Annotated in this window: 24 protein-coding genes; 10 read left to right on the top strand and 14 right to left on the bottom strand. The window is 59.6% G+C overall.

What is annotated here, in order from left to right:
• Position 1: 1 nt before the first annotated feature.
• The 9 genes from hisD to AB4N92_RS16600 form a co-directional block, all read right to left on the bottom strand.
• A complete protein-coding gene (gene hisD, locus AB4N92_RS16640; RefSeq protein ID WP_010213100.1) occupies positions 2-1,324 on the bottom strand; it encodes a histidinol dehydrogenase in 1,323 nt (440 codons plus the stop codon).
• 128 nt (positions 1,325-1,452) lie between these two features.
• Positions 1,453-2,088 (bottom strand): ATP phosphoribosyltransferase, encoded by a 636-nt coding sequence (gene hisG / locus AB4N92_RS16635; protein WP_010213102.1) that lies wholly within the window; start codon positions 2,086-2,088, stop codon positions 1,453-1,455.
• Between the two features lie 213 nt (positions 2,089-2,301).
• Positions 2,302-3,567 (bottom strand): UDP-N-acetylglucosamine 1-carboxyvinyltransferase, encoded by a 1,266-nt coding sequence (gene murA / locus AB4N92_RS16630; RefSeq protein WP_010213103.1) that lies wholly within the window; start codon positions 3,565-3,567, stop codon positions 2,302-2,304.
• Between the two features lie 23 nt (positions 3,568-3,590).
• Positions 3,591-3,830: a BolA family protein gene (locus AB4N92_RS16625; RefSeq protein WP_003188597.1), complete on the bottom strand. Its 240-nt coding sequence runs from the start codon at positions 3,828-3,830 to the stop codon at positions 3,591-3,593.
• Between the two features lie 114 nt (positions 3,831-3,944).
• A complete protein-coding gene (locus tag AB4N92_RS16620; RefSeq protein WP_010213104.1) occupies positions 3,945-4,250 on the bottom strand; it encodes an STAS domain-containing protein in 306 nt (101 codons plus the stop codon).
• Positions 4,247-4,897 (bottom strand): MlaC/ttg2D family ABC transporter substrate-binding protein, encoded by a 651-nt coding sequence (locus tag AB4N92_RS16615; RefSeq protein ID WP_010213105.1) that lies wholly within the window; start codon positions 4,895-4,897, stop codon positions 4,247-4,249. The genes AB4N92_RS16620 and AB4N92_RS16615 overlap by 4 nt, the downstream gene beginning before the upstream one ends.
• Positions 4,898-4,908: 11 nt before the next feature.
• Positions 4,909-5,376: an outer membrane lipid asymmetry maintenance protein MlaD gene (gene mlaD, locus AB4N92_RS16610; RefSeq protein WP_010213106.1), complete on the bottom strand. Its 468-nt coding sequence runs from the start codon at positions 5,374-5,376 to the stop codon at positions 4,909-4,911.
• Positions 5,376-6,173: a lipid asymmetry maintenance ABC transporter permease subunit MlaE gene (mlaE, locus tag AB4N92_RS16605; RefSeq protein ID WP_460127604.1), complete on the bottom strand. Its 798-nt coding sequence runs from the start codon at positions 6,171-6,173 to the stop codon at positions 5,376-5,378. The genes mlaD and mlaE overlap by 1 nt, the downstream gene beginning before the upstream one ends.
• Positions 6,173-6,982: an ATP-binding cassette domain-containing protein gene (locus tag AB4N92_RS16600; protein WP_003171811.1), complete on the bottom strand. Its 810-nt coding sequence runs from the start codon at positions 6,980-6,982 to the stop codon at positions 6,173-6,175. The genes mlaE and AB4N92_RS16600 overlap by 1 nt, the downstream gene beginning before the upstream one ends.
• Before the next feature lie 298 nt (positions 6,983-7,280).
• On the opposite strand from AB4N92_RS16600, the gene AB4N92_RS16595 reads away from it, so the two are divergent.
• The 10 genes from AB4N92_RS16595 (at position 7,281) to AB4N92_RS16550 (ending at position 14,290) form a co-directional block, all read left to right on the top strand.
• Entirely contained in the window at positions 7,281-8,255 is a 975-nt protein-coding gene (locus tag AB4N92_RS16595; RefSeq protein WP_010213108.1) for a KpsF/GutQ family sugar-phosphate isomerase, read from the top strand.
• Positions 8,256-8,780 (top strand): KdsC family phosphatase, encoded by a 525-nt coding sequence (locus tag AB4N92_RS16590; RefSeq protein WP_010213109.1) that lies wholly within the window; start codon positions 8,256-8,258, stop codon positions 8,778-8,780.
• Positions 8,781-8,788: 8 nt separating this feature from the next.
• Entirely contained in the window at positions 8,789-9,361 is a 573-nt protein-coding gene (gene lptC, locus AB4N92_RS16585; RefSeq protein WP_010213110.1) for an LPS export ABC transporter periplasmic protein LptC, read from the top strand.
• Positions 9,348-9,881 (top strand): lipopolysaccharide transport periplasmic protein LptA, encoded by a 534-nt coding sequence (lptA, locus tag AB4N92_RS16580; RefSeq protein ID WP_021491882.1) that lies wholly within the window; start codon positions 9,348-9,350, stop codon positions 9,879-9,881. The genes lptC and lptA overlap by 14 nt, the downstream gene beginning before the upstream one ends.
• Complete coding sequence (gene lptB / locus AB4N92_RS16575; RefSeq protein ID WP_010213114.1) at positions 9,881-10,606, top strand: LPS export ABC transporter ATP-binding protein; 726 nt, start codon at positions 9,881-9,883, stop codon at positions 10,604-10,606. The genes lptA and lptB overlap by 1 nt, the downstream gene beginning before the upstream one ends.
• A 185-nt stretch (positions 10,607-10,791) precedes the next feature.
• Positions 10,792-12,285, top strand: coding sequence for an RNA polymerase factor sigma-54 (locus tag AB4N92_RS16570; protein WP_045791312.1), 1,494 nt, complete (start codon positions 10,792-10,794; stop codon positions 12,283-12,285).
• Between the two features lie 75 nt (positions 12,286-12,360).
• Positions 12,361-12,666 carry a ribosome hibernation-promoting factor, HPF/YfiA family gene (gene hpf / locus AB4N92_RS16565; RefSeq protein ID WP_010213116.1) on the top strand — a complete coding sequence of 102 codons (306 nt, stop codon included), beginning with the start codon at positions 12,361-12,363 and terminating at the stop codon, positions 12,664-12,666.
• 10 nt (positions 12,667-12,676) lie between these two features.
• Positions 12,677-13,141: a PTS IIA-like nitrogen regulatory protein PtsN gene (gene ptsN, locus AB4N92_RS16560; protein ID WP_010213118.1), complete on the top strand. Its 465-nt coding sequence runs from the start codon at positions 12,677-12,679 to the stop codon at positions 13,139-13,141.
• Positions 13,142-13,143: 2 nt separating this feature from the next.
• On the top strand, positions 13,144-14,001 hold the full coding sequence (gene rapZ, locus AB4N92_RS16555) for an RNase adapter RapZ (protein WP_010213119.1): 858 nt from the start codon (positions 13,144-13,146) through the stop codon (positions 13,999-14,001).
• A 16-nt stretch (positions 14,002-14,017) separates the two neighbouring features.
• Positions 14,018-14,290 (top strand): HPr family phosphocarrier protein, encoded by a 273-nt coding sequence (locus AB4N92_RS16550; protein ID WP_010213120.1) that lies wholly within the window; start codon positions 14,018-14,020, stop codon positions 14,288-14,290.
• A gap of 88 nt (positions 14,291-14,378) precedes the next feature.
• Here the strand turns inward: AB4N92_RS16550 and AB4N92_RS16545 are convergent, their stop codons facing one another.
• The 5 genes from AB4N92_RS16545 to AB4N92_RS16525 are packed head-to-tail and all read right to left on the bottom strand — an operon-like array spanning position 14,379 to position 18,139.
• Positions 14,379-15,272: a ZIP family metal transporter gene (locus tag AB4N92_RS16545; protein WP_010213121.1), complete on the bottom strand. Its 894-nt coding sequence runs from the start codon at positions 15,270-15,272 to the stop codon at positions 14,379-14,381.
• A gap of 33 nt (positions 15,273-15,305) precedes the next feature.
• A complete protein-coding gene (locus AB4N92_RS16540; RefSeq protein ID WP_010213122.1) occupies positions 15,306-15,917 on the bottom strand; it encodes a superoxide dismutase in 612 nt (203 codons plus the stop codon).
• A gap of 1 nt (position 15,918) precedes the next feature.
• A complete protein-coding gene (locus tag AB4N92_RS16535) occupies positions 15,919-16,347 on the bottom strand; it encodes a hypothetical protein (RefSeq protein ID WP_021491884.1) in 429 nt (142 codons plus the stop codon).
• A 27-nt stretch (positions 16,348-16,374) separates the two neighbouring features.
• Complete coding sequence (locus AB4N92_RS16530; protein WP_010213124.1) at positions 16,375-17,751, bottom strand: class II fumarate hydratase; 1,377 nt, start codon at positions 17,749-17,751, stop codon at positions 16,375-16,377.
• Complete coding sequence (locus tag AB4N92_RS16525; RefSeq protein WP_021491886.1) at positions 17,744-18,139, bottom strand: hypothetical protein; 396 nt, start codon at positions 18,137-18,139, stop codon at positions 17,744-17,746. Before AB4N92_RS16525 ends, AB4N92_RS16530 begins: the two co-directional genes overlap by 8 nt.
• Positions 18,140-18,260: the final 121 nt, after the last annotated feature.

The raw sequence follows: 18,260 nt of genomic DNA, 5'->3' as shown, positions 1-18,260 counted from the left end.
CTCAGTTCCCCTTCTCATCAAGGATGCGGTATTCGGCGCTACGGGCGTGGGCGCTCAGGGATTCACCACGGGCCAGCACCGAGGCAGTCTTGCCCAGCTCGGAGGCGCCCTGCGGCGAACAGAAGATGATCGATGAACGCTTCTGGAAGTCATACACCCCCAGCGGCGACGAGAAACGCGCGGTGCCGGACGTCGGCAGCACGTGGTTCGGGCCTGCGCAGTAGTCGCCCAGGGCTTCACTGGTGTGGCGGCCCATGAAGATCGCGCCGGCGTGGCGAATCGACGGCAGCCAGGCTTGTGGATCGGCAACGGACAGTTCCAAGTGCTCTGGCGCGATGCGGTTGGCCACTTCGATGGCCTGCTCCATGTCGCGCACCAGGATCAACGCGCCCCGACCATTGATCGACTTCTCGATGATTTCGGCGCGGTCCATGGTCGGCAGCAACTTATTGATGCTGGCCGCAACCTTGTCGAGGAACTCGGCGTCCGGGCTGACCAGAATCGCCTGGGCGTCTTCGTCGTGTTCGGCCTGGGAAAACAGGTCCATGGCGATCCAGTCCGGATCGGTCTGACCATCGCACACCACGAGAATTTCCGAAGGGCCGGCGATCATGTCGATACCGACCTGCCCAAACACATGACGCTTGGCGGTGGCGACGTAGATGTTGCCGGGCCCCACCACCTTGTCGACCTTCGGCACGCTTTCGGTGCCATACGCCAGGGCCGCGACGGCTTGGGCGCCGCCGATGGTGAACACACGGTCGACGCCGGCGATGCAGGCGGCCGCCAGCACCAGCTCGTTGATTTCACCGCGCGGGGTCGGCACCACCATGACCACTTCGGTCACGCCTGCCACTTTGGCCGGGATCGCGTTCATCAGCACCGACGACGGGTAAGACGCCTTGCCACCCGGCACGTACAGGCCGGCACGGTCCAGCGGCGTGACCTTCTGGCCCAGCACGGTGCCGTCGGCCTCGGTGTAGCTCCAGGAATCCTGCTTCTGCTTTTCGTGGTAGCTGCGCACCCGCGCCGCCGCGACTTCCAGAGCTTCGCGCTGAGGTGCAGTGATGCGCGTCAGGGCCAGCTCCAGGCGTTCGCGCGGCAGGATCAGGTCGGACATCGACGCGACGTCCAGGCCATCGAACTGGCGGGTAAAGTCCACCAACGCGGCATCACCGCGCTCGCGCACGGCCTTGATGATGTCGAGTACTCGCCCGTTGACCGAATCGTCGGACACGCTTTCCCAGCTCAGCAGATGATCCAGATGATGGGCGAAATCCGGGTCGGCAGCGTTGAGTCGGGCAATTGCAGTGGACGTGGTCATAGCGAGGGCCTCAATAGAATTGGCAAAAACTCAGGCGCCCTAAATTAGCAGTCGTTTCCGCTTGGGCACCTGAGAATTCTGGCTATGAGGCGGATAGACGGGCGCAGCCTTCCGGCTACGCGGGTAAGTCAACCGCGGTGTCGCGACTCCACTGCCTTGCGCAGGGTGTCGATCAACGCCTGGATACGGGCGTGCTGCATCTTCATTGATGCTTTGTTGACGATCAGGCGGGAGCTGATGTCGGCAATGAACTCTTGCGGCTCAAGACCGTTGGCACGCAGGGTGTTGCCGGTGTCGACCACGTCGATGATCTTGTCGGCCAGGCCGATCAACGGTGCCAGCTCCATCGAACCGTAGAGCTTGATGATATCGACCTGACGGCCTTGTTCGGCGTAGTAGCGCTTGGCAACGTTGACGAATTTGGTCGCCACGCGCAAACGGCCCTTAGGCTCGACGTCGCCGACGCGGCCGGCGGTCATCAGCTTGCACAGGGCGATACGCAGGTCCAATGGCTCGTACAGGCCCTGGCCGCCGTATTCCATCAGCACGTCCTTACCGGCGACACCGAGGTCAGCCGCGCCATGCTCAACGTAGGTCGGCACGTCGGTGGCCCGCACGATCAACAGGCGAACGTCGTCCTGGGTCGTGGGGATGATCAGCTTGCGGCTCTTGTCCGGATTCTCGGTCGGCACGATGCCCGCTTCAGCCAGAAGCGGCAACGTGTCGTCAAGGATGCGGCCCTTTGACAGTGCGATGGTCAACATGGGAAACGTCAGTCCTTCATCAGGCTATTGCTGTCCGATCGCAAACGGCGCCGGACACAGATCGAGGCCATTACAGCCTCGATTTGAAACAAATCAGTGTTTGTAGCAGCGAGCTTGCTCGCGAAGAACTCATGGACACCGCGTTGATTCTGGATAAACACGTTATCGTTGAGGTCTTTCGCGAGCAAGCTTGCTCCTACAGTGCAGCAGGGACTAGCCCGGTACGCGGCGGATTTTCGCGCCGAGCATCTGCAGTTTCTCTTCGATGCACTCGTAGCCACGGTCTATGTGGTAGATGCGGTCGATCAACGTGTCACCTTCGGCGATCAGCGCCGAGATCACCAGGCTGGCCGAAGCCCGCAGGTCAGTAGCCATCACTGGCGCACCCTTGAGTTTCTCGGTGCCAGTCACGATGGCGGTATTGCCTTCGACCTGGATCTTCGCGCCCATGCGGTGCAGTTCATACACGTGCATGAAGCGGTTTTCGAAGATGGTCTCAATCACGGCGCCGGTGCCTTCGGCAATGGCGTTCAAGGAGATGAACTGCGCCTGCATGTCGGTCGGAAACGCCGGGTACGGCGCGGTACGCACGTTGACGGCTTTAGGACGCTTGCCGTGCATGTTCAGCTCGATCCAGTCTTCACCGGTGGTGATTTCGGCACCGGCTTCGCGCAGTTTTTCCAGGACCGCTTCCAGGATGGTCGGATCGGTGTCCTTGACCTTGACGCGGCCACCGGTCACGGCAGCAGCAACCAGGTAGGTGCCGGTCTCGATACGGTCGGGCATGACCTTGTAGGTTGCAGTGTGCAGGCGCTCTACACCATCGATGGTGATGGTGTCGGTGCCGGCACCGGAAACCTTGGCACCCATGGCGTTCAGGAAATTGGCCAGATCGACCACTTCCGGCTCGCGCGCGGCGTTCTGCAGCACGCTGCGGCCTTTGGCCAGGGCAGCAGCCATCATGATGTTCTCGGTACCGGTCACGCTGACGGTATCAAAGAAGAAGTTCGCGCCACGCAGGCCGCCTTCCGGCGCCTTGGCCTTGATGTAGCCGCCTTCAACGTCGATGACTGCGCCCATGGCTTCGAGGCCACGGATGTGCAGGTCCACCGGACGCGAACCGATGGCGCAACCGCCAGGCAGGGCGACTTCGGCCTCACCAAAACGGGCAACCATCGGGCCCAGCACCAGGATCGACGCACGCATGGTTTTCACCAATTCGTACGGGGCGATCAAGGTCTTGATGGTGCGCGGATCGATTTCGACGGCCAGTTTCTCGTCGATCACCGGCTCGATACCCATACGACCGAACAACTCGATCATGGTGGTGATGTCGTGCAGGTGCGGCAGGTTGGCCACGGTAACCGGGCCATCGCACAGCAGGGTCGCTGCCAGGATCGGCAAGGCGGAGTTTTTTGCACCGGAGATGCGAATTTCGCCATCAAGGCGGGCACCGCCGGTAATAATCAATTTATCCATAAGAATCTCGACGCCTTGGGGGCTCAGGTGCGCTCGGCCCAGGCCGCGCGGCTGAAAAATTTCATAGTGACCGCATGGATGCTGCCATCGGTGATCCACGGGTTCAAATGGGCATAGATCTGCTGCTGACGCTTGACCGGGCTGAGTGCCGCCAGTTCATCGCTAATCACGTTCAGCTGGAAGTTGCAGCCTTCGCCTTCAACTTCTACGGTCGTTTCCGGCAGCTTTCCTTCAAGAAAGCTCTTAACTTCTAGGGCCTGCATGCTCAACCTCTATCGGCGCCCAGTGCGCGCGGGTCGCACATCATACAAAAAAGCCCCGCGCCTGCGAACCCCGCATAGCAGGACTCTGACGGGGGGCCTCTTTAATAATGTGTATTAAGGATGGGCCAGCAGTTCGGTCAGACCGGAAACTTCGGCAATTTCACGCATGTCTTCGGGCATTGCGCGGATGCTGACGGGCTTTTTCGCCGCTTGGGCATCACGCATGAAGCACAGCAACAACGATAAACCGACGCTGCTGGACTTGGTCACCGCCGAACAATCCAGCACCAACGCGGGCGCGGAACTGGTCTTGATCAGTGCCTGGCCCTGCTTGCGCAGGTCAGGCCCGGTGAGGTAATCCAGCACGCCGCTGATGAACAGCTCGCCGGCATCGCCTAGACGAACAGCCGCTTCAGTCATTGCGCAGGCTTCCCGGAAGCTTGTTTATCGGTTTCTTCCTTGGCCTTGGCGACTTCGCCGGCCCAACCATTGATGGTCTTGTCCAGGTCATTGCCATTGCGTTGCATGGCGTCGGCGAACTGGTCACGGAACAGCTTGCCGATGTTGATCCCGTTGATGATCACATTACGCAGCTTCCACTCGCCGTTGATCTTTTCCAGGGTGTACTGCACCGGGTAGACGGCGCCGTTATTGCCCTTGACGCTCATGTTGACGCTGGTGCGATCACCGGACTCGTCACCGGCTGGAGCGACGGTAATCCCCTGATTGTTGTACTCAAGCAAAGCGTTGCCGTAGAACTGGAACAGGCCTTTCTTGAAGTTTTCCTGGAAAGTCTGCATCTGCGCGGGAGTTGCCTTGCGCGAATACTTGACCGTCATGATGCTGCGGGAAATGCCTTCGGCATCGACCACCGGGCCGACAATGGTGTTGAGCGCGTCGTAGAACTTACTCGGGTCTTGCTTGTACTGCTCTTTATTGGCAGTCAGGTCAGCCAGCATCTTGCTGGTCGTGTCCTGCACCAGCTCGTGCGCAGAACCTGCAGCGTTAGCCATCAGCGGCAGCGCTGCCAACAACACCAGCAGGCCACGTCGCAAGGTAGAGATCATGAACAGATTCCTCATTTGGCGTCTTTATTGACCGTATTAAGCAGGAATTTACCGATCAGGTCTTCAAGCACCAGCGACGACTGTGTGTCGTGGATTGTCGAGCCATCCTTGAGCAGGGCTGTTTCCCCACCCACGCTGATACCGATGTATTTTTCGCCCAGCAGACCCGCAGTGAGGATAGATGCAGTGGAGTCGGTCGGCAGATTATCTACCTTCTTGTCCAGTTGCAGGGTCACTCGCCCGGTGAAGCTGTCGCGGTCCAGATCGATTGCCGTGACCTTGCCGATGGTCACACCGGCCATGGTCACTTTAGCTCTGACAGTCAAACCGGCGAGATTATCGAAGTACGCGTAAAGTTTATATGTATCGGCGGTGGGGCTGGCCGACAGGCCACTGACTCGCAGGGCCAACAAGAGTAAAGCCAGGATGCCAGCCAGCAAGAAAAGGCCGACACCGATTTCCACAGTGCGGTTTTGCATCAGAAATCTCCAAACATCAAGGCGGTCAAAATGAAGTCAAGGCCCAGTACCGCCAGCGAGGCGTACACAACGGTCTTGGTGGTGGCGCGACTGATCCCTTCTGAAGTGGGCTCACAGTCGTAGCCTTGGAATACGGCGATCCAGGTGACGACAAAGGCGAAGACAATGCTCTTTATGATGCCGTTGAGCACGTCACCGCTGAAGGTCACGCTGTTTTGCATGTTGGCCCAGTAGGAGCCGTCGTAGACGCCCAGCCAGTCCACCGCCACCCACGAACCGCCCCAGATACCGACCACGCTGAAGATCATCGCCAGCAGTGGCAGGGAAATGAAGCCGGCCCACAGGCGCGGGGCAACAATGTACTTGAGCGGATCCACGCCGATCATTTCGAGGCTGGACAGCTGTTCGGTGGACTTCATGTTGCCGATTTCGGCGGTTAGCGCGGAACCCGCACGCCCGGCGAACAACAAGGCAGTCACCACCGGCCCCAGTTCACGCAACAGCGTCAGGGCGACCATCTGCCCCACCGCCTGCTCCGAACCGTAGCTGGAAAGAATATTGAAGCCCTGCAACGCCAGCACCATGCCGATGAATACCCCAGAGACCACGATGATCACCAGGGACATCACGCCTACCGAATGCAGCTGCTTGATCAGCAGGCCGAAGCCGCCGCCAATGCCGCCGCGACCGAGCAGGGCGTGCAACAGGAAAATCGTCGAACGACCGAGCACTTCGACAATGTCGATACCCGAACGACCGAAAAGGCGAACCTTCTCGATGAGAGATGTCTTGCGCATCAGCGCTTCCCCAGAAGATCTGAGCGGTAATCCGCTGCCGGAAAGTGAAAAGGCACCGGGCCATCAGGATCGCCGGTCATGAATTGGCGAATGCGCGGGTTGTCGGCGTTCATCAGTTCTTCGGGCGTGCCCTGCCCCAGCACCTGGCCATCGCCGACGACATAGAGGTAATCGGCAATGCTCGCGGTTTCTGCCAGATCGTGGGAGACCACAATGCTGGTGATGCCCAACGCATCGTTGAGCAAGCGGATCAAACGCACCAGCACGCCCATGGCGATGGGGTCCTGACCGACAAAAGGCTCGTCATACATGAGGATCTGCGGGTCGAGGGCAATGGCACGCGCCAGGGCCACACGGCGCTTCATGCCGCCGGACAGCTCGTCAGGCATCAGGTCGATGGCACCGCGAAGGCCTACGGCCTGCAGTTTCAGCAACACAATGTCACGAATCATTTCATCGGACAGCTGGGTATGCACCCGCAGCGGAAAGGCCACGTTCTCGAAAACATCGAGGTCGGTGAACAGCGCACCGCTCTGGAACAGCACACCCATATGCTTGCGCGCATCGAACAGATCACTGCGCGACAGCGTCGGCAGGTTCTGGCCATTGACCCACACTTCGCCGGCACTGGGCCGCAATTGCATGCCCATCAGGCGCAACAGGGTGGTCTTGCCGCAACCGGAAGGCCCCATGATGCCCGTGACCTTGCCGCGCGGAATGCGGATATCGACGTTATTGAAGATGCTGCGCGTCCCGCGCTTGAAGGTCAGTCCCTTCAGCTCGACCGCGTAGGCGTTATCGGCACTCATCTAAACTCCTTGGGATGCAGCCTCTCACTCAGACACCACGCTTGCGACAAACGTTTGCAACCGTTGTGCAATAGTTGGCCACGTGGGCTGGGCGGACCGAACTGGCGGCGAACTATATCACTGCTGGTACAGGGCGCCCAAGGCCGGAACAGCGCTTGTTCAGATTGGGGACAGGGAAAAATCGTTGCTTGGGATGAATCTCAAGCGCATTGCGAACAAACCCTGACGAACTAGCGTGAGGGAATTGATCATTACCGCTATAATCGCCGACTTTTCGTCAGGCTATACGATTTCAGACATGAGCCAATCCAGCGACCTTATTCAATCCGCACAACGCACCATTCGCCTCGAGCTTGAAGCCGTAGAAGGCTTGCTGGCGCATATCGACGCAGATTTCGTACGCGCGTGCGAGATGATTCTGGCCAGCAAGGGCCGGGTTGTCGTGGTCGGCATGGGCAAGTCGGGTCACGTCGGCAACAAGATCGCCGCCACCCTGGCCAGCACCGGGACCACTGCGTTTTTCGTGCACCCGGCCGAGGCCAGCCACGGCGATATGGGCATGATCACCAAGGATGACATCATCCTGGCGCTGTCCAACTCCGGCACCACCAACGAAATCGTGACCCTGCTGCCACTGATCAAGCGCCTGGGCATACAGATGATCAGCCTCACCGGCAACCCGGAATCGACCCTGGCCAAGGCCGCCGACGTAAACCTGAATGTTCACGTGGCCCACGAGGCCTGCCCGCTGAACCTCGCGCCCACCTCCTCCACCACCGCGGCGCTGGTCATGGGTGACGCCCTGGCTGTGGCGCTGCTGGAAGCCCGTGGGTTTACCGCTGAAGACTTCGCTTTTTCCCATCCCGGTGGCGCCCTGGGCCGCCGCCTGCTGTTGAAAGTGGAAAACGTCATGCATTCCGGTGATGAACTGCCCCACGTCCAGCGCGGCACCTTGTTGAAGGACGCGCTGATGGAAATGACCCGCAAAGGCCTGGGCATGACCGTGATCCTGGAAGACAACGGCCGCCTGGCCGGGGTCTTCACCGACGGCGACCTGCGCCGCACCCTGGACCGCACCATTGATATCCACACCGCCACCATCGATGCGGTGATGACCCCCCATGGCAAGACCGCCCGCCCTGAAATGCTGGCCGCCGAAGCCTTGAAGATCATGGAAGACCACAAGATCGGTGCGCTGGTGGTGGTCGATGCCAATGACCACCCGATCGGCGCCCTGAACATGCACGACTTGCTGCGTGCGGGAGTGATGTAAATGACCAGCGACCTGTTGCAACGCGGTAAAAACATCAAGTTGGCGATTTTCGACGTTGATGGCGTGCTGACCGATGGCCGCCTGTACTTCCTCGAAGACGGCAGTGAATTCAAGACGTTCAACACCCTCGACGGCCAGGGCATCAAGATGCTGATGGCGTCAGGCGTGCAAACGGCAATTATCAGTGGCCGGAAAACTCCGGTTGTGGAACGTCGCGCACAAAATCTGGGGATTCCTCACCTGTATCAGGGCCGCGAGGATAAACTGGTGGTTCTGGACGAGCTTCTTGGCCAACTCAACCTAAGCTATGAGCAGGTCGCCTACTTGGGCGATGACCTGCCAGACCTGCCAGTGATCCGCCGGGTGGGCTTGGGCATGGCGGTCGCCAATGCGGCGGCATTTGTTCGCGAGCATGCCCACGGCATCACCACCGCCCGTGGCGGCGAAGGTGCCGCCCGCGAGTTCTGCGAGCTGATCCTGCGTGCCCAGGGCAGCCTTGAAGCGGCCCACGCCGCCTACTTATAGAGCGTTTTATGCTGAGCAAAAAGATTCGCAACTTCCTGTTATTCGGGGTCATCGCCGCGCTGCTCCTGGCGGTGGGCTACTGGAATATCAGCCCGGAGCGCTTTCTCGACCAGCCTGTTGCGCAGGCTGACCAAGGCGCTATCGACTATTACGCCACCAATGCCTACAGCGTACAGTTCCTACCTGACGGCAAAGTGCAGTACGAAATGACATCGGACAAAGTCGAACACTTGAAGGCATCCGAAGTCACCCTGCTGACCAACCCCGACCTGAATCTGTACCGCGGCACCGAATTCCCCTGGCACGTCACCAGCAAGCGTGGCGAGGTCAACCCGGACGGTACCGAAGTTGAATTGATCGACTCGGTACGCGTCGCCCGCACTGACGCGCAGAACCGCGATACCGTGATTACCAGCAGTCGCATGACCGTATTCCCGCAGAAGCAATATGCGCAGACCGAGCAAGACGTTAGAATCGACGGCGCTGGCGGTGTATCGACTGGCAAGGGAATGAAAGCGTATTTGAAAGAAAGCAGGATACACCTGCTATCGAACGTAAGAGGACAGTATGAGGCTCGTTAAAACTCTCCCTATTTTGCTCGGTCTGGGCGCAGCACTGGGAAGCGTGAGCGCCTGGGCTCTGCCGAACGATAGCCAGCAGCCGATCCACATCTCGGCTGACGATGCGCAGCTGGATGACAAGCAAGGTGTCGCCACCTACACCGGTGGCGTGATCATTACCCAGGGTTCGATGAAGATCACCGGTAATACGGTGACCCTGACTCGCACCGCTGCCGGCGACATCGACGTGGTGACTTCCGTGGGCAACCTGGCTTACTTCGAACAGAAGCAGTCGCCTACCGACACCGGCCCGATGAAAGGCTACGGCAAGACCATCCAGTACCACGCCCAGCAGAACCGCATCGTGCTGATCGATCAGGCCAAGGTGCTCAGCCCCGATGGCAACTCCACGGAAGGCGAGAAAATCACCTACGACACCGTGAAACAGATCGCTAACGCCGGTCGTGCCAATGGCAGCAAGGTCACTGCACCACGCCCACGCATCGACATGGTTATCCAGCCGAAGAAGAAGGCCGAGTAATGGCAACCCTGAAAGCCCAGCATCTGGCCAAGGCCTATAAAAGCCGTCAGGTCGTGCGCGACGTCAGCCTGTCGATCGACAGCGGCCAGATCGTCGGCTTGCTCGGCCCCAACGGTGCCGGCAAGACCACCTGCTTCTACATGATCGTCGGCCTGGTCCAGGCGGACCAGGGTCGCGTGCTGATCGACGACCTGGACGTGAGCCACCAGCCGATGCACGGCCGTGCACGCGCCGGTATCGGCTATCTCCCGCAGGAAGCGTCGATCTTCCGCAAACTGTCGGTCGCCGATAACATCATGGCGATCCTCGAGACCCGCAAGGAACTCGACCGTGACGGCCGCCGCAAGGAACTGGAAAGCCTGCTGCAGGAATTCCACATCAACCACATTCGCGACAACCTCGGCATGAGCCTGTCCGGTGGTGAGCGTCGTCGTGTGGAAATCGCCCGCGCCCTGGCCACTGCCCCCAAGTTCATTCTGCTGGACGAACCGTTTGCCGGCGTCGACCCGATCTCGGTCGGCGACATCAAGCAGATCATCCATCACCTCAAGGCCAAGGGCATTGGCGTGCTGATCACTGACCACAACGTCCGTGAGACCCTCGATATCTGCGAAACCGCGTATATCGTCAACGATGGCCAACTGATCGCCGAAGGTGACTCGGCCACCATCCTGGCCAACGATCTGGTCAAGGAAGTGTACCTGGGTCACGAGTTCCGCCTGTAAACACCGTGGTGTCACGGCCGTTTGCCGAGGTGCGCGGGAGTCAATGAAAACCTCCGGATTTTTATTGTTACCGCGCTCTAGGCAAAGCCCCCGACATCAGGCATATAATTTGCTTATGTTTGGCGCTCACGCGCCCTGTCGTGGATGGCGCATTGCGCCGGCGAATAAGGTGTTAAGCCCCTGCCATGAAACCATCGCTAGTCCTGAGAATGGGCCAGCAGCTGACGATGACACCGCAGCTGCAACAGGCCATCCGCCTGCTCCAATTGTCGACCCTGGACCTGCAACAGGAAATCCAGGAGGCCTTGGAGTCCAACCCGATGCTCGAACGCCAGGAAGAAGGCGACGACTTCGATAATGCAGACCCGCTGGCCGATAACATCGAGCAAAAACCCAATTCCGACGTGCAGGAACCCTCCTATCAGGAAACCGCCCCTACGGTGGATAACCTTGAGGAAGGCGATTGGAACGAACGCATCCCCAACGAGCTTCCCGTCGACACGGCCTGGGAAGACGTCTACCAGACCAGCGCCAGCAGCCTGCCCAGCAATGACGATGACGAGTGGGACTTCACCACCCGCACCTCCGTTGGCGAGAGCCTGCAGAGCCATCTGCTCTGGCAACTGAACCTGGCGCCGATGTCGGACACCGATCGCTTGATCGCCGTGACCCTGATCGACTGCATCAACAACCAGGGTTATCTGGACGAGACGCTTGAAGAAATTCTTGAAGCCTTCGACCCGGAACTGGATATCGAGCTGGACGAGATTGAAGCCGTCCTGCACCGCATCCAGCAGTTCGAGCCCGCCGGCATCGGCGCACGCAGCCTCAGCGAATGCCTGTTGCTGCAATTGCGCCAACTGCCGGCCAAGACCGCCTGGCTCGCCGAGGCCCAGCGCCTGGTCACCGACTACATCGACTTGCTCGGCAGCCGCGACTACAGCCAGTTGATGCGCCGCATGAAGCTCAAGGAAGACGACCTGCGCCAGGTCATCGAGCTGGTACAGAGCCTCAACCCGCGCCCAGGCTCGCAAATCGAGTCGAGCGAAGCCGAATACGTAGTCCCCGACGTCATCGTGCGCAAGGACAACGAGCGCTGGCTGGTGGAGCTGAACCAGGAGTCGGTGCCGCGCCTGCGCGTCAACCCGCAATACGCCGGTTTCGTACGTCGCGCCGATACCAGCGCCGACAACACCTTCATGCGCAACCAGTTGCAGGAAGCGCGCTGGTTCATCAAGAGCCTGCAAAGCCGCAACGAAACCCTGATGAAAGTGGCCACTCAGATCGTCGAGCACCAGCGCGGCTTCCTGGAATACGGCGACGAGGCGATGAAACCGCTGGTACTGCATGACATCGCCGAAGCGGTTGGCATGCATGAATCGACGATTTCCCGGGTGACCACCCAGAAATTCATGCATACCCCACGGGGTATTTATGAACTGAAATACTTTTTCTCCAGCCATGTCAGCACCTCCGAAGGCGGTGAATGCTCGTCCACGGCGATTCGCGCGATCATCAAAAAACTGGTTGCTGCGGAAAATCAGAAAAAGCCATTGAGTGACAGTAAGATCGCTGGTTTACTGGAGGCACAAGGCATTCAGGTCGCCCGTCGAACCGTCGCCAAGTACCGCGAATCCCTTGGGATCGCGCCTTCCAGCGAGCGTAAGCGTTTGATGTGACGGGCGGGCCACAGCGTTCCAGTGGCAGGTAGTCCTACCTGCCGCTTTATGCACTGGCAACGAAGGAGAAGCTGTATGCAAGTCAACATCAGTGGACACCATGTAGAAGTCACCCCTCCATTGCGCGAATACGTCGAGCAGAAGCTGAAACGGCTTGAGGGTCATTTCGACAAGATCACCAATGTGCAAGTCATCATGAAGGTCGACAAGCTTCAGCAGAAAATTGAGGCGACTCTCCAGATACCCGGTGGCGAAGTAGTCGCCAATGCCGAGCATGAAGACATGTATGCATCAATCGACTTGCTCACAGACAAGCTTGACCGCCAACTTAAAAAGCATAAGGAAAAGAATCTGAGCCTGCTTCAGGGCACAGGTCGTTAACTCTCCCCCCATGATCCGACTTGAAACCATCCTGACCCCCGGCCGTTCCCTTGTGAACGCGCCGGGCGGCAGCAAGAAGAAAGCCCTTGAGCAAATTGCCAACCTGATCAGCCGCGAAGTGCCTGAACTGGAAATGCAAGATGTCTACGAGGCTCTGATTGCCCGTGAGAAACTCGGTTCCACCGGTTTTGGCAACGGCATCGCCATTCCCCACTGCCGCCTCAAAGGCTGCGAGACCCCAGTCAGCGCCCTGCTTCACCTGGACGCTCCCATCGATTTCGACGCTATCGACGGTGCCCCGGTCGACCTGCTGTTTGTACTGCTGGTCCCGCAGGCTGCCACCGATGCGCACCTGGAACTGCTTCGGCAGATCGCCAGCATGCTCGACCGCAAGGACGTACGCGACAAACTGCGCAGCGCCAAAAGCAACGAGGCGCTTTACCAGGTTGTCCTGGATGAACAGAACGGGCAGTAATCATGCGCTTGATCATCGTCAGCGGCCGCTCCGGCTCGGGTAAAAGCACCGCCCTCAACGTTCTTGAGGACAGCGGTTTCTATTGCATCGACAACCTGCCCGCCGGCCTGCTGCCGGAATTGGCGGAACGCGCGTTGATCCACACCGAACTGGCTCAGCCTCTGGTTGCCGTTTCGATTGATGCACGCAACCTGCCCAGCCACCTTGAGCGATTCCCGCAATTGCTCGAGGAAGTGCGGGCCAAGCATATCCATTGCGATGTGCTCTACCTGGATGCCGACGAAGAGACTCTGCTCAAGCGTTTCTCCGAAACCCGTCGGCGCCACCCCCTCAGCAGCCCTCACCGTTCCCTGGCGGAAGCCATTGAAGACGAAACCAAGCTGCTGGGGCCGATCATTGACCTCGCCGACCTCAAGATCAACACCACCAGCCTCAACCTGTACCAGTTGCGCGACGCCATCAAGCTGCGCCTGCTGAACCAGCCGGAGCCAGGCACCGCCTTTCTGGTCGAGTCGTTTGGGTTCAAGCGTGGCATGCCGGTGGACGCCGACCTGGTGTTCGACGTGCGCTGCCTGCCCAACCCCTACTGGAAGCCGGAGCTGCGTGAGCAATCCGGGCTGGACCAGGCCGTGGCCGATTACCTGGCCGCGCAACCGGATGTGGAGGAAATGTTCCAGGACATTTCCAGTTACCTGCTCAAATGGCTGCCGCGTTTTGCCGCCAGCAATCGCGCCTATGTCACCATTGCCATCGGCTGCACCGGCGGGCACCACCGCTCCGTCTACCTGACCGAGCGCCTGGGCCAGGTGTTGCAACAAACCCTCAAGAATGTCCAGGTCCGCCACCGCGACCTTAGCTGAAAGGAACACCTTCGCGATGCCCGCTCTGGAAATTGAAATCATCAACAAACTGGGCCTGCACGCCCGTGCCTCGGCCAAATTTGTCGGTGTCGCCGGGCAGTTTCCCTGCCAGATCCGCGCCGGTCGTACGCCGGAATCCATGGTCGATGGCAAAAGCATCATGGCCATGATGATGCTGGCTGCCGGCAAGGGCACCAAGATTCACTTGAAGACAGAGGGCGAGCAGGAAGACGAAGCGATGGCCGCACTGGTGGCACTGATCAATAACTACTTCGACGAAGGCGAATAACCCTCCTGTAGAAGTCTGGCTGACCGGCGATAGCATCCACGACTCGCGACTGATCGCCGGCGAGCCGGCGCCTACAAGGGAGCGGGTATTATCCCAAAGCCGTGTCCATCACCATCATCAAGCAAAATCCGATGCACAACCCAAGGCTGGCGAGCTTTTCATGACCATTGCGTCGCGACTCGGGGATGACCTCGTGAGTCACCACCAGCAGCATCGCGCCAGCGGCAAGCGCCAAACCCAGTGGCAACACTACTTCGGCAAGGCTGACCAACCAGGCACAAAGCACCGCAAACACCGGCTCCACCAGACCTGACGCCGCACCGATCAAGAACGCCTTGCCCCGCGACATCCCCGCCCCGGCCAACACCAACGCAATCACCAGCCCTTCCGGCACGTCCTGCAAGGCGATGCCCATGGCCAGGCTGTCAGCATCCGGCATGCCGCCGCCCGCCGAGACACCCACAGCCATGCCTTCCGGGATATTGTGGGCAATGATGGCAAACACAAACAGCCAGATACGCGGCGGGATCACCGGTTTGTCCGGCGTGCCCACCAGCATTTCCGGGCTGGCGCCGGAGACTTTGCGGTCAACCAGATACAGCCCGAAGGCGCCCAACATAATGCCAAAACTGATCAATCCACTGGCCCCCCAGGGCGAGAGCCCCAGGCCTTCAGCCGCAGCGATGCCCGGCACGATCAGCGAAAACGCGGTCGCCGCCAACATCACCCCAGCCCCAAAGCCCAGCAGCGTATCGCTCAATGCCACCGGCATGCGCCGGATAACCAGCACCGGCACCGCGCCGAGCGCCGTCCCGAGCGCACAGATGGATCCGCCCTGCAGGGCGCGCAGAATGCGCGGCTCCAGGTTCAGCCACGCCAGCCCGTGGGCCACCAGCAATGCAGTACCTGCCAATAGCAGCAGCGAGCCAAACGCATAACGAAACATTCGCCCGCTGCTGATCGCCAGTGTTTCAGTGCCCATAGTCGGCCTTAGATCTTGTTATGAAGGTGAATGTCAGGCCACGGCGGCCTGATAGCGTGCGGCGACTTCTGGCCAGTTGATAACACTGTAGAAGGCATTGATGTATTCCGGGCGGCGGTTCTGGTACAGCAAATAGTAGGCGTGTTCCCAGACGTCTAGACCTAGGATCGGCGTGTTGCCGCTCATCAGCGGACTGTCTTGGTTACCGCTGCTTTCCACCACCAGGGTCTTTTGTGGATTGACGCTCAGCCAGGCCCAGCCGCTGCCAAAACGGGTCAGCGCAGCCTTGGTGAAAGCCTCCTTGAAGCTGTCGAAACCGCCCAACTGCTCCTCGATGGCTTTTCCCAATGCGCCGTCGGGTTTACCGCCACCTTTGGGCGACATCACTGCCCAGAACAGCGAGTGGTTGGCATGGCCGCCGCCCTGATTGATCACGGCTGCGCGCAGCTTTTCCGGCAGTTGCTGCACGCTGGAGACCAGCTTCTCCACCGGCCAGCCGGCGAACTCGGTGCCGTCGACGGCAGCGTTGAGGTTGTTGATGTAGGTCTGATGGTGCTTGGTGTAGTGGATCTCCATGGTTTGCGCATCGATATGCGGTTCCAGGGCGTCGTAGGCGTAAGGCAATGCAGGCAAGGTATAAGTCATATCAATGTGCTCCGTATTGAGGAGGGGTGGGTTGCGCCGCTGCGCCACCCAACAGGCGATGAGTGCGAGGGTACTCGCCGTGATCGCTGATGAAATTCAAGAGCTCGACGTAGGTCTTGCTGCTCTGGCGCAGCGCCGCTTCCCGCAATTGCGGGTTCAGCCGCGGATCCTGCAGGGTCTGCAGCAGGCGCTGGTGGATGGCGCAAAGGTATTCCGCGCTTTCCTCCGGCTGATTCAGGCGCAGGTGCAGGTCCGCCAGGTTGTGATGGGAAATGACGCAAGCCGCCACTGCTTCGTCGGCGTCCGCCCAGCGTTCGAACAACACTTGGGCCAAGGCGAGGGCTTGCAAATAGGCCTCGCGAGCGTCCACCAACTCGCCTGCCATAAAGCAGCGATTGGCCCGTTCGATCGTGCGTTTCCAGTGCTCCATGGTGAGCCTCCAAAGCAGGGTCGGTGATTACACGCCGCCGGCCGTGAGTTTTTCCGGATCCAGCAGAACTTCCAGTTGGCTGCGCGGTAAGTCGGTGTGTTCAAGGGCGACGTCAATCACCGGACGGCCTTGCTGATAGGCCTTCTTGGCAATTTCAGCGGCCTTTTGGTAACCGATGATCGGGTTGAGCGCGGTCACCAGGATCGGGTTGCGCGACAGCGCTTCCTTGAGCTTGGCTTCGTTGACCTTGAAACTGGCGATGGCTTTATCGGCCAGCAAACGGCTGGCATTGGCCAGCAATTCGAGGCTGCTGAGCAGGTTCTGCGCGATGATCGGCAGCATCACGTTCAACTCGAAGTTGCCGGACTGGCCTGCGACGGTGATCACCGCGTCATTACCGATAACCTGGGCGGCAACCATCGCCGTCGCTTCCGGGATCACCGGATTGACCTTGCCAGGCATGATCGACGAGCCAGGCTGCAGGCCTTCCAGTTCGATTTCACCCAGGCCCGCGAGCGGACCGGAGTTCATCCAGCGCAGGTCGTTAGCGATTTTCATCAGCGACACGGCAATGGCTTTTAACTGGCCGGAGACCGCGACGGCGGTGTCCTGGGAGCCAATCAGCGCGAACAGGTTCTTGCCGGGCGTGAATTTCACGCCGGTCAGGCTGCTCAGTTGCTGACTGAAACGCACAGCGAATTCCGGGTGTGCGTTGATCCCAGTGCCAACCGCCGTACCGCCCTGGGCCAGCGCTTGCAGGCTCGGCAATAGATCCTGCAAGTGGCCGATATTGGCCTTGAGCTGCTGCGACCAACCGTTGAGCACCTGGCTCATGCGCACAGGCATGGCGTCCATCAGGTGCGTTCGGCCGGTTTTGATGAACGGGTGAACCTCCTCGGCTTTCTGTTCAATGACTTGCACCAAATGCAGCAGGGCCGGCAGCGTTTGCTCATGCAGGACCAGTGCGGCACTGACATGGATGGTGGTCGGAATGATGTCGTTGCTGCTTTGGCCGCAGTTCACGTGGTCGTTGGGGTTGACCGATTCGCCAAGCAACCGGGTAGCGAGGGTGGCAATCACTTCATTGGCGTTCATGTTGGAGCTAGTGCCGGAGCCCGTCTGGAAGATATCCACCGGGAAGTGACGCATGAAGTCGCCTTCCAGCAAGCCTTGGGCGGCGTCGACGATGGCCTTGCCCTGGCCTTCGCTGATTTGCTTGAGGTCGACGTTGACCTTGGCGGCGGCGGTCTTGGCCAGGATCAGGGCGCGGATGAATTGCGCCGGCATGCGTTGATGACTGATCGGGAAGTTGTTCACCGCGCGCTGGGTTTGCGCACCATACAAGGCCTCGGCCGGCACTTGCAGTTCGCCCATGCTGTCGCGTTCGATACGGGTGTTACTCATCGGAAGATCCTTGCACCAGGTCAGAAACAGAAATCGAGGGCAGCAACTCGCAGGTCGCCAATCGCCACGCAAAGGACTGCCACCGCTTGAGGCGGCATGCGCAGTGGGAGAGTTTTTCCAGGTCGCGCAGGGGGCGCCAGGCTTGATCCAGGCACAGAGAGCGCCAATGCCAGGGCAGTGCGATGTCGCTGGCGGTATCGAGCAGCAGGTGGAATGAAGTTTCTGCGATCGTCCACGGATGGGTCGCCGTGCAGCACGCCAGGTATCGCCCCTCATTGAGGTAATGTTCGATCAGGCGCGGTTCGTTGGGGTCGAGGCCGCAGCGAATCTGGCGACTCATCCAGCGCCAGCTCTCCAGGTAAGGATCCTCATGCAGGACAGAACTCATGATCCACACTCATTCGGTAATGATATTTATTATTAAATGATATTGAGAATCAAAACAAGCGCAACAAACTAACCACCTGCAATGCACGCACAAAAAAAGGCGCGCCGTCTTGAGGAGGGCG

It is taken from the genome of Pseudomonas sp. S3_A09 (assembly GCF_054668065.1).
Note: the sequence above shows the minus strand (reverse complement) of the source record. Positions and strands in the feature narration are given on the sequence as shown.

Coding starts and splice junctions, on each gene's coding strand:
- hisD (WP_010213100.1), bottom strand. CDS start 1,324: ATGACCACGTCCACTGCAATTGCCCGACTCAACGCTGCCGACCCGGAT.
- hisG (WP_010213102.1), bottom strand. CDS start 2,088: ATGTTGACCATCGCACTGTCAAAGGGCCGCATCCTTGACGACACGTTG.
- murA (WP_010213103.1), bottom strand. CDS start 3,567: ATGGATAAATTGATTATTACCGGCGGTGCCCGCCTTGATGGCGAAATT.
- AB4N92_RS16625 (WP_003188597.1), bottom strand. CDS start 3,830: ATGCAGGCCCTAGAAGTTAAGAGCTTTCTTGAAGGAAAGCTGCCGGAA.
- AB4N92_RS16620 (WP_010213104.1), bottom strand. CDS start 4,250: ATGACTGAAGCGGCTGTTCGTCTAGGCGATGCCGGCGAGCTGTTCATC.
- AB4N92_RS16615 (WP_010213105.1), bottom strand. CDS start 4,897: ATGATCTCTACCTTGCGACGTGGCCTGCTGGTGTTGTTGGCAGCGCTG.
- mlaD (WP_010213106.1), bottom strand. CDS start 5,376: ATGCAAAACCGCACTGTGGAAATCGGTGTCGGCCTTTTCTTGCTGGCT.
- mlaE (WP_460127604.1), bottom strand. CDS start 6,173: ATGCGCAAGACATCTCTCATCGAGAAGGTTCGCCTTTTCGGTCGTTCG.
- AB4N92_RS16600 (WP_003171811.1), bottom strand. CDS start 6,982: ATGAGTGCCGATAACGCCTACGCGGTCGAGCTGAAGGGACTGACCTTC.
- AB4N92_RS16595 (WP_010213108.1), top strand. CDS start 7,281: ATGAGCCAATCCAGCGACCTTATTCAATCCGCACAACGCACCATTCGC.
- AB4N92_RS16590 (WP_010213109.1), top strand. CDS start 8,256: ATGACCAGCGACCTGTTGCAACGCGGTAAAAACATCAAGTTGGCGATT.
- lptC (WP_010213110.1), top strand. CDS start 8,789: ATGCTGAGCAAAAAGATTCGCAACTTCCTGTTATTCGGGGTCATCGCC.
- lptA (WP_021491882.1), top strand. CDS start 9,348: ATGAGGCTCGTTAAAACTCTCCCTATTTTGCTCGGTCTGGGCGCAGCA.
- lptB (WP_010213114.1), top strand. CDS start 9,881: ATGGCAACCCTGAAAGCCCAGCATCTGGCCAAGGCCTATAAAAGCCGT.
- AB4N92_RS16570 (WP_045791312.1), top strand. CDS start 10,792: ATGAAACCATCGCTAGTCCTGAGAATGGGCCAGCAGCTGACGATGACA.
- hpf (WP_010213116.1), top strand. CDS start 12,361: ATGCAAGTCAACATCAGTGGACACCATGTAGAAGTCACCCCTCCATTG.
- ptsN (WP_010213118.1), top strand. CDS start 12,677: ATGATCCGACTTGAAACCATCCTGACCCCCGGCCGTTCCCTTGTGAAC.
- rapZ (WP_010213119.1), top strand. CDS start 13,144: ATGCGCTTGATCATCGTCAGCGGCCGCTCCGGCTCGGGTAAAAGCACC.
- AB4N92_RS16550 (WP_010213120.1), top strand. CDS start 14,018: ATGCCCGCTCTGGAAATTGAAATCATCAACAAACTGGGCCTGCACGCC.
- AB4N92_RS16545 (WP_010213121.1), bottom strand. CDS start 15,272: ATGGGCACTGAAACACTGGCGATCAGCAGCGGGCGAATGTTTCGTTAT.
- AB4N92_RS16540 (WP_010213122.1), bottom strand. CDS start 15,917: ATGACTTATACCTTGCCTGCATTGCCTTACGCCTACGACGCCCTGGAA.
- AB4N92_RS16535 (WP_021491884.1), bottom strand. CDS start 16,347: ATGGAGCACTGGAAACGCACGATCGAACGGGCCAATCGCTGCTTTATG.
- AB4N92_RS16530 (WP_010213124.1), bottom strand. CDS start 17,751: ATGAGTAACACCCGTATCGAACGCGACAGCATGGGCGAACTGCAAGTG.
- AB4N92_RS16525 (WP_021491886.1), bottom strand. CDS start 18,139: ATGAGTTCTGTCCTGCATGAGGATCCTTACCTGGAGAGCTGGCGCTGG.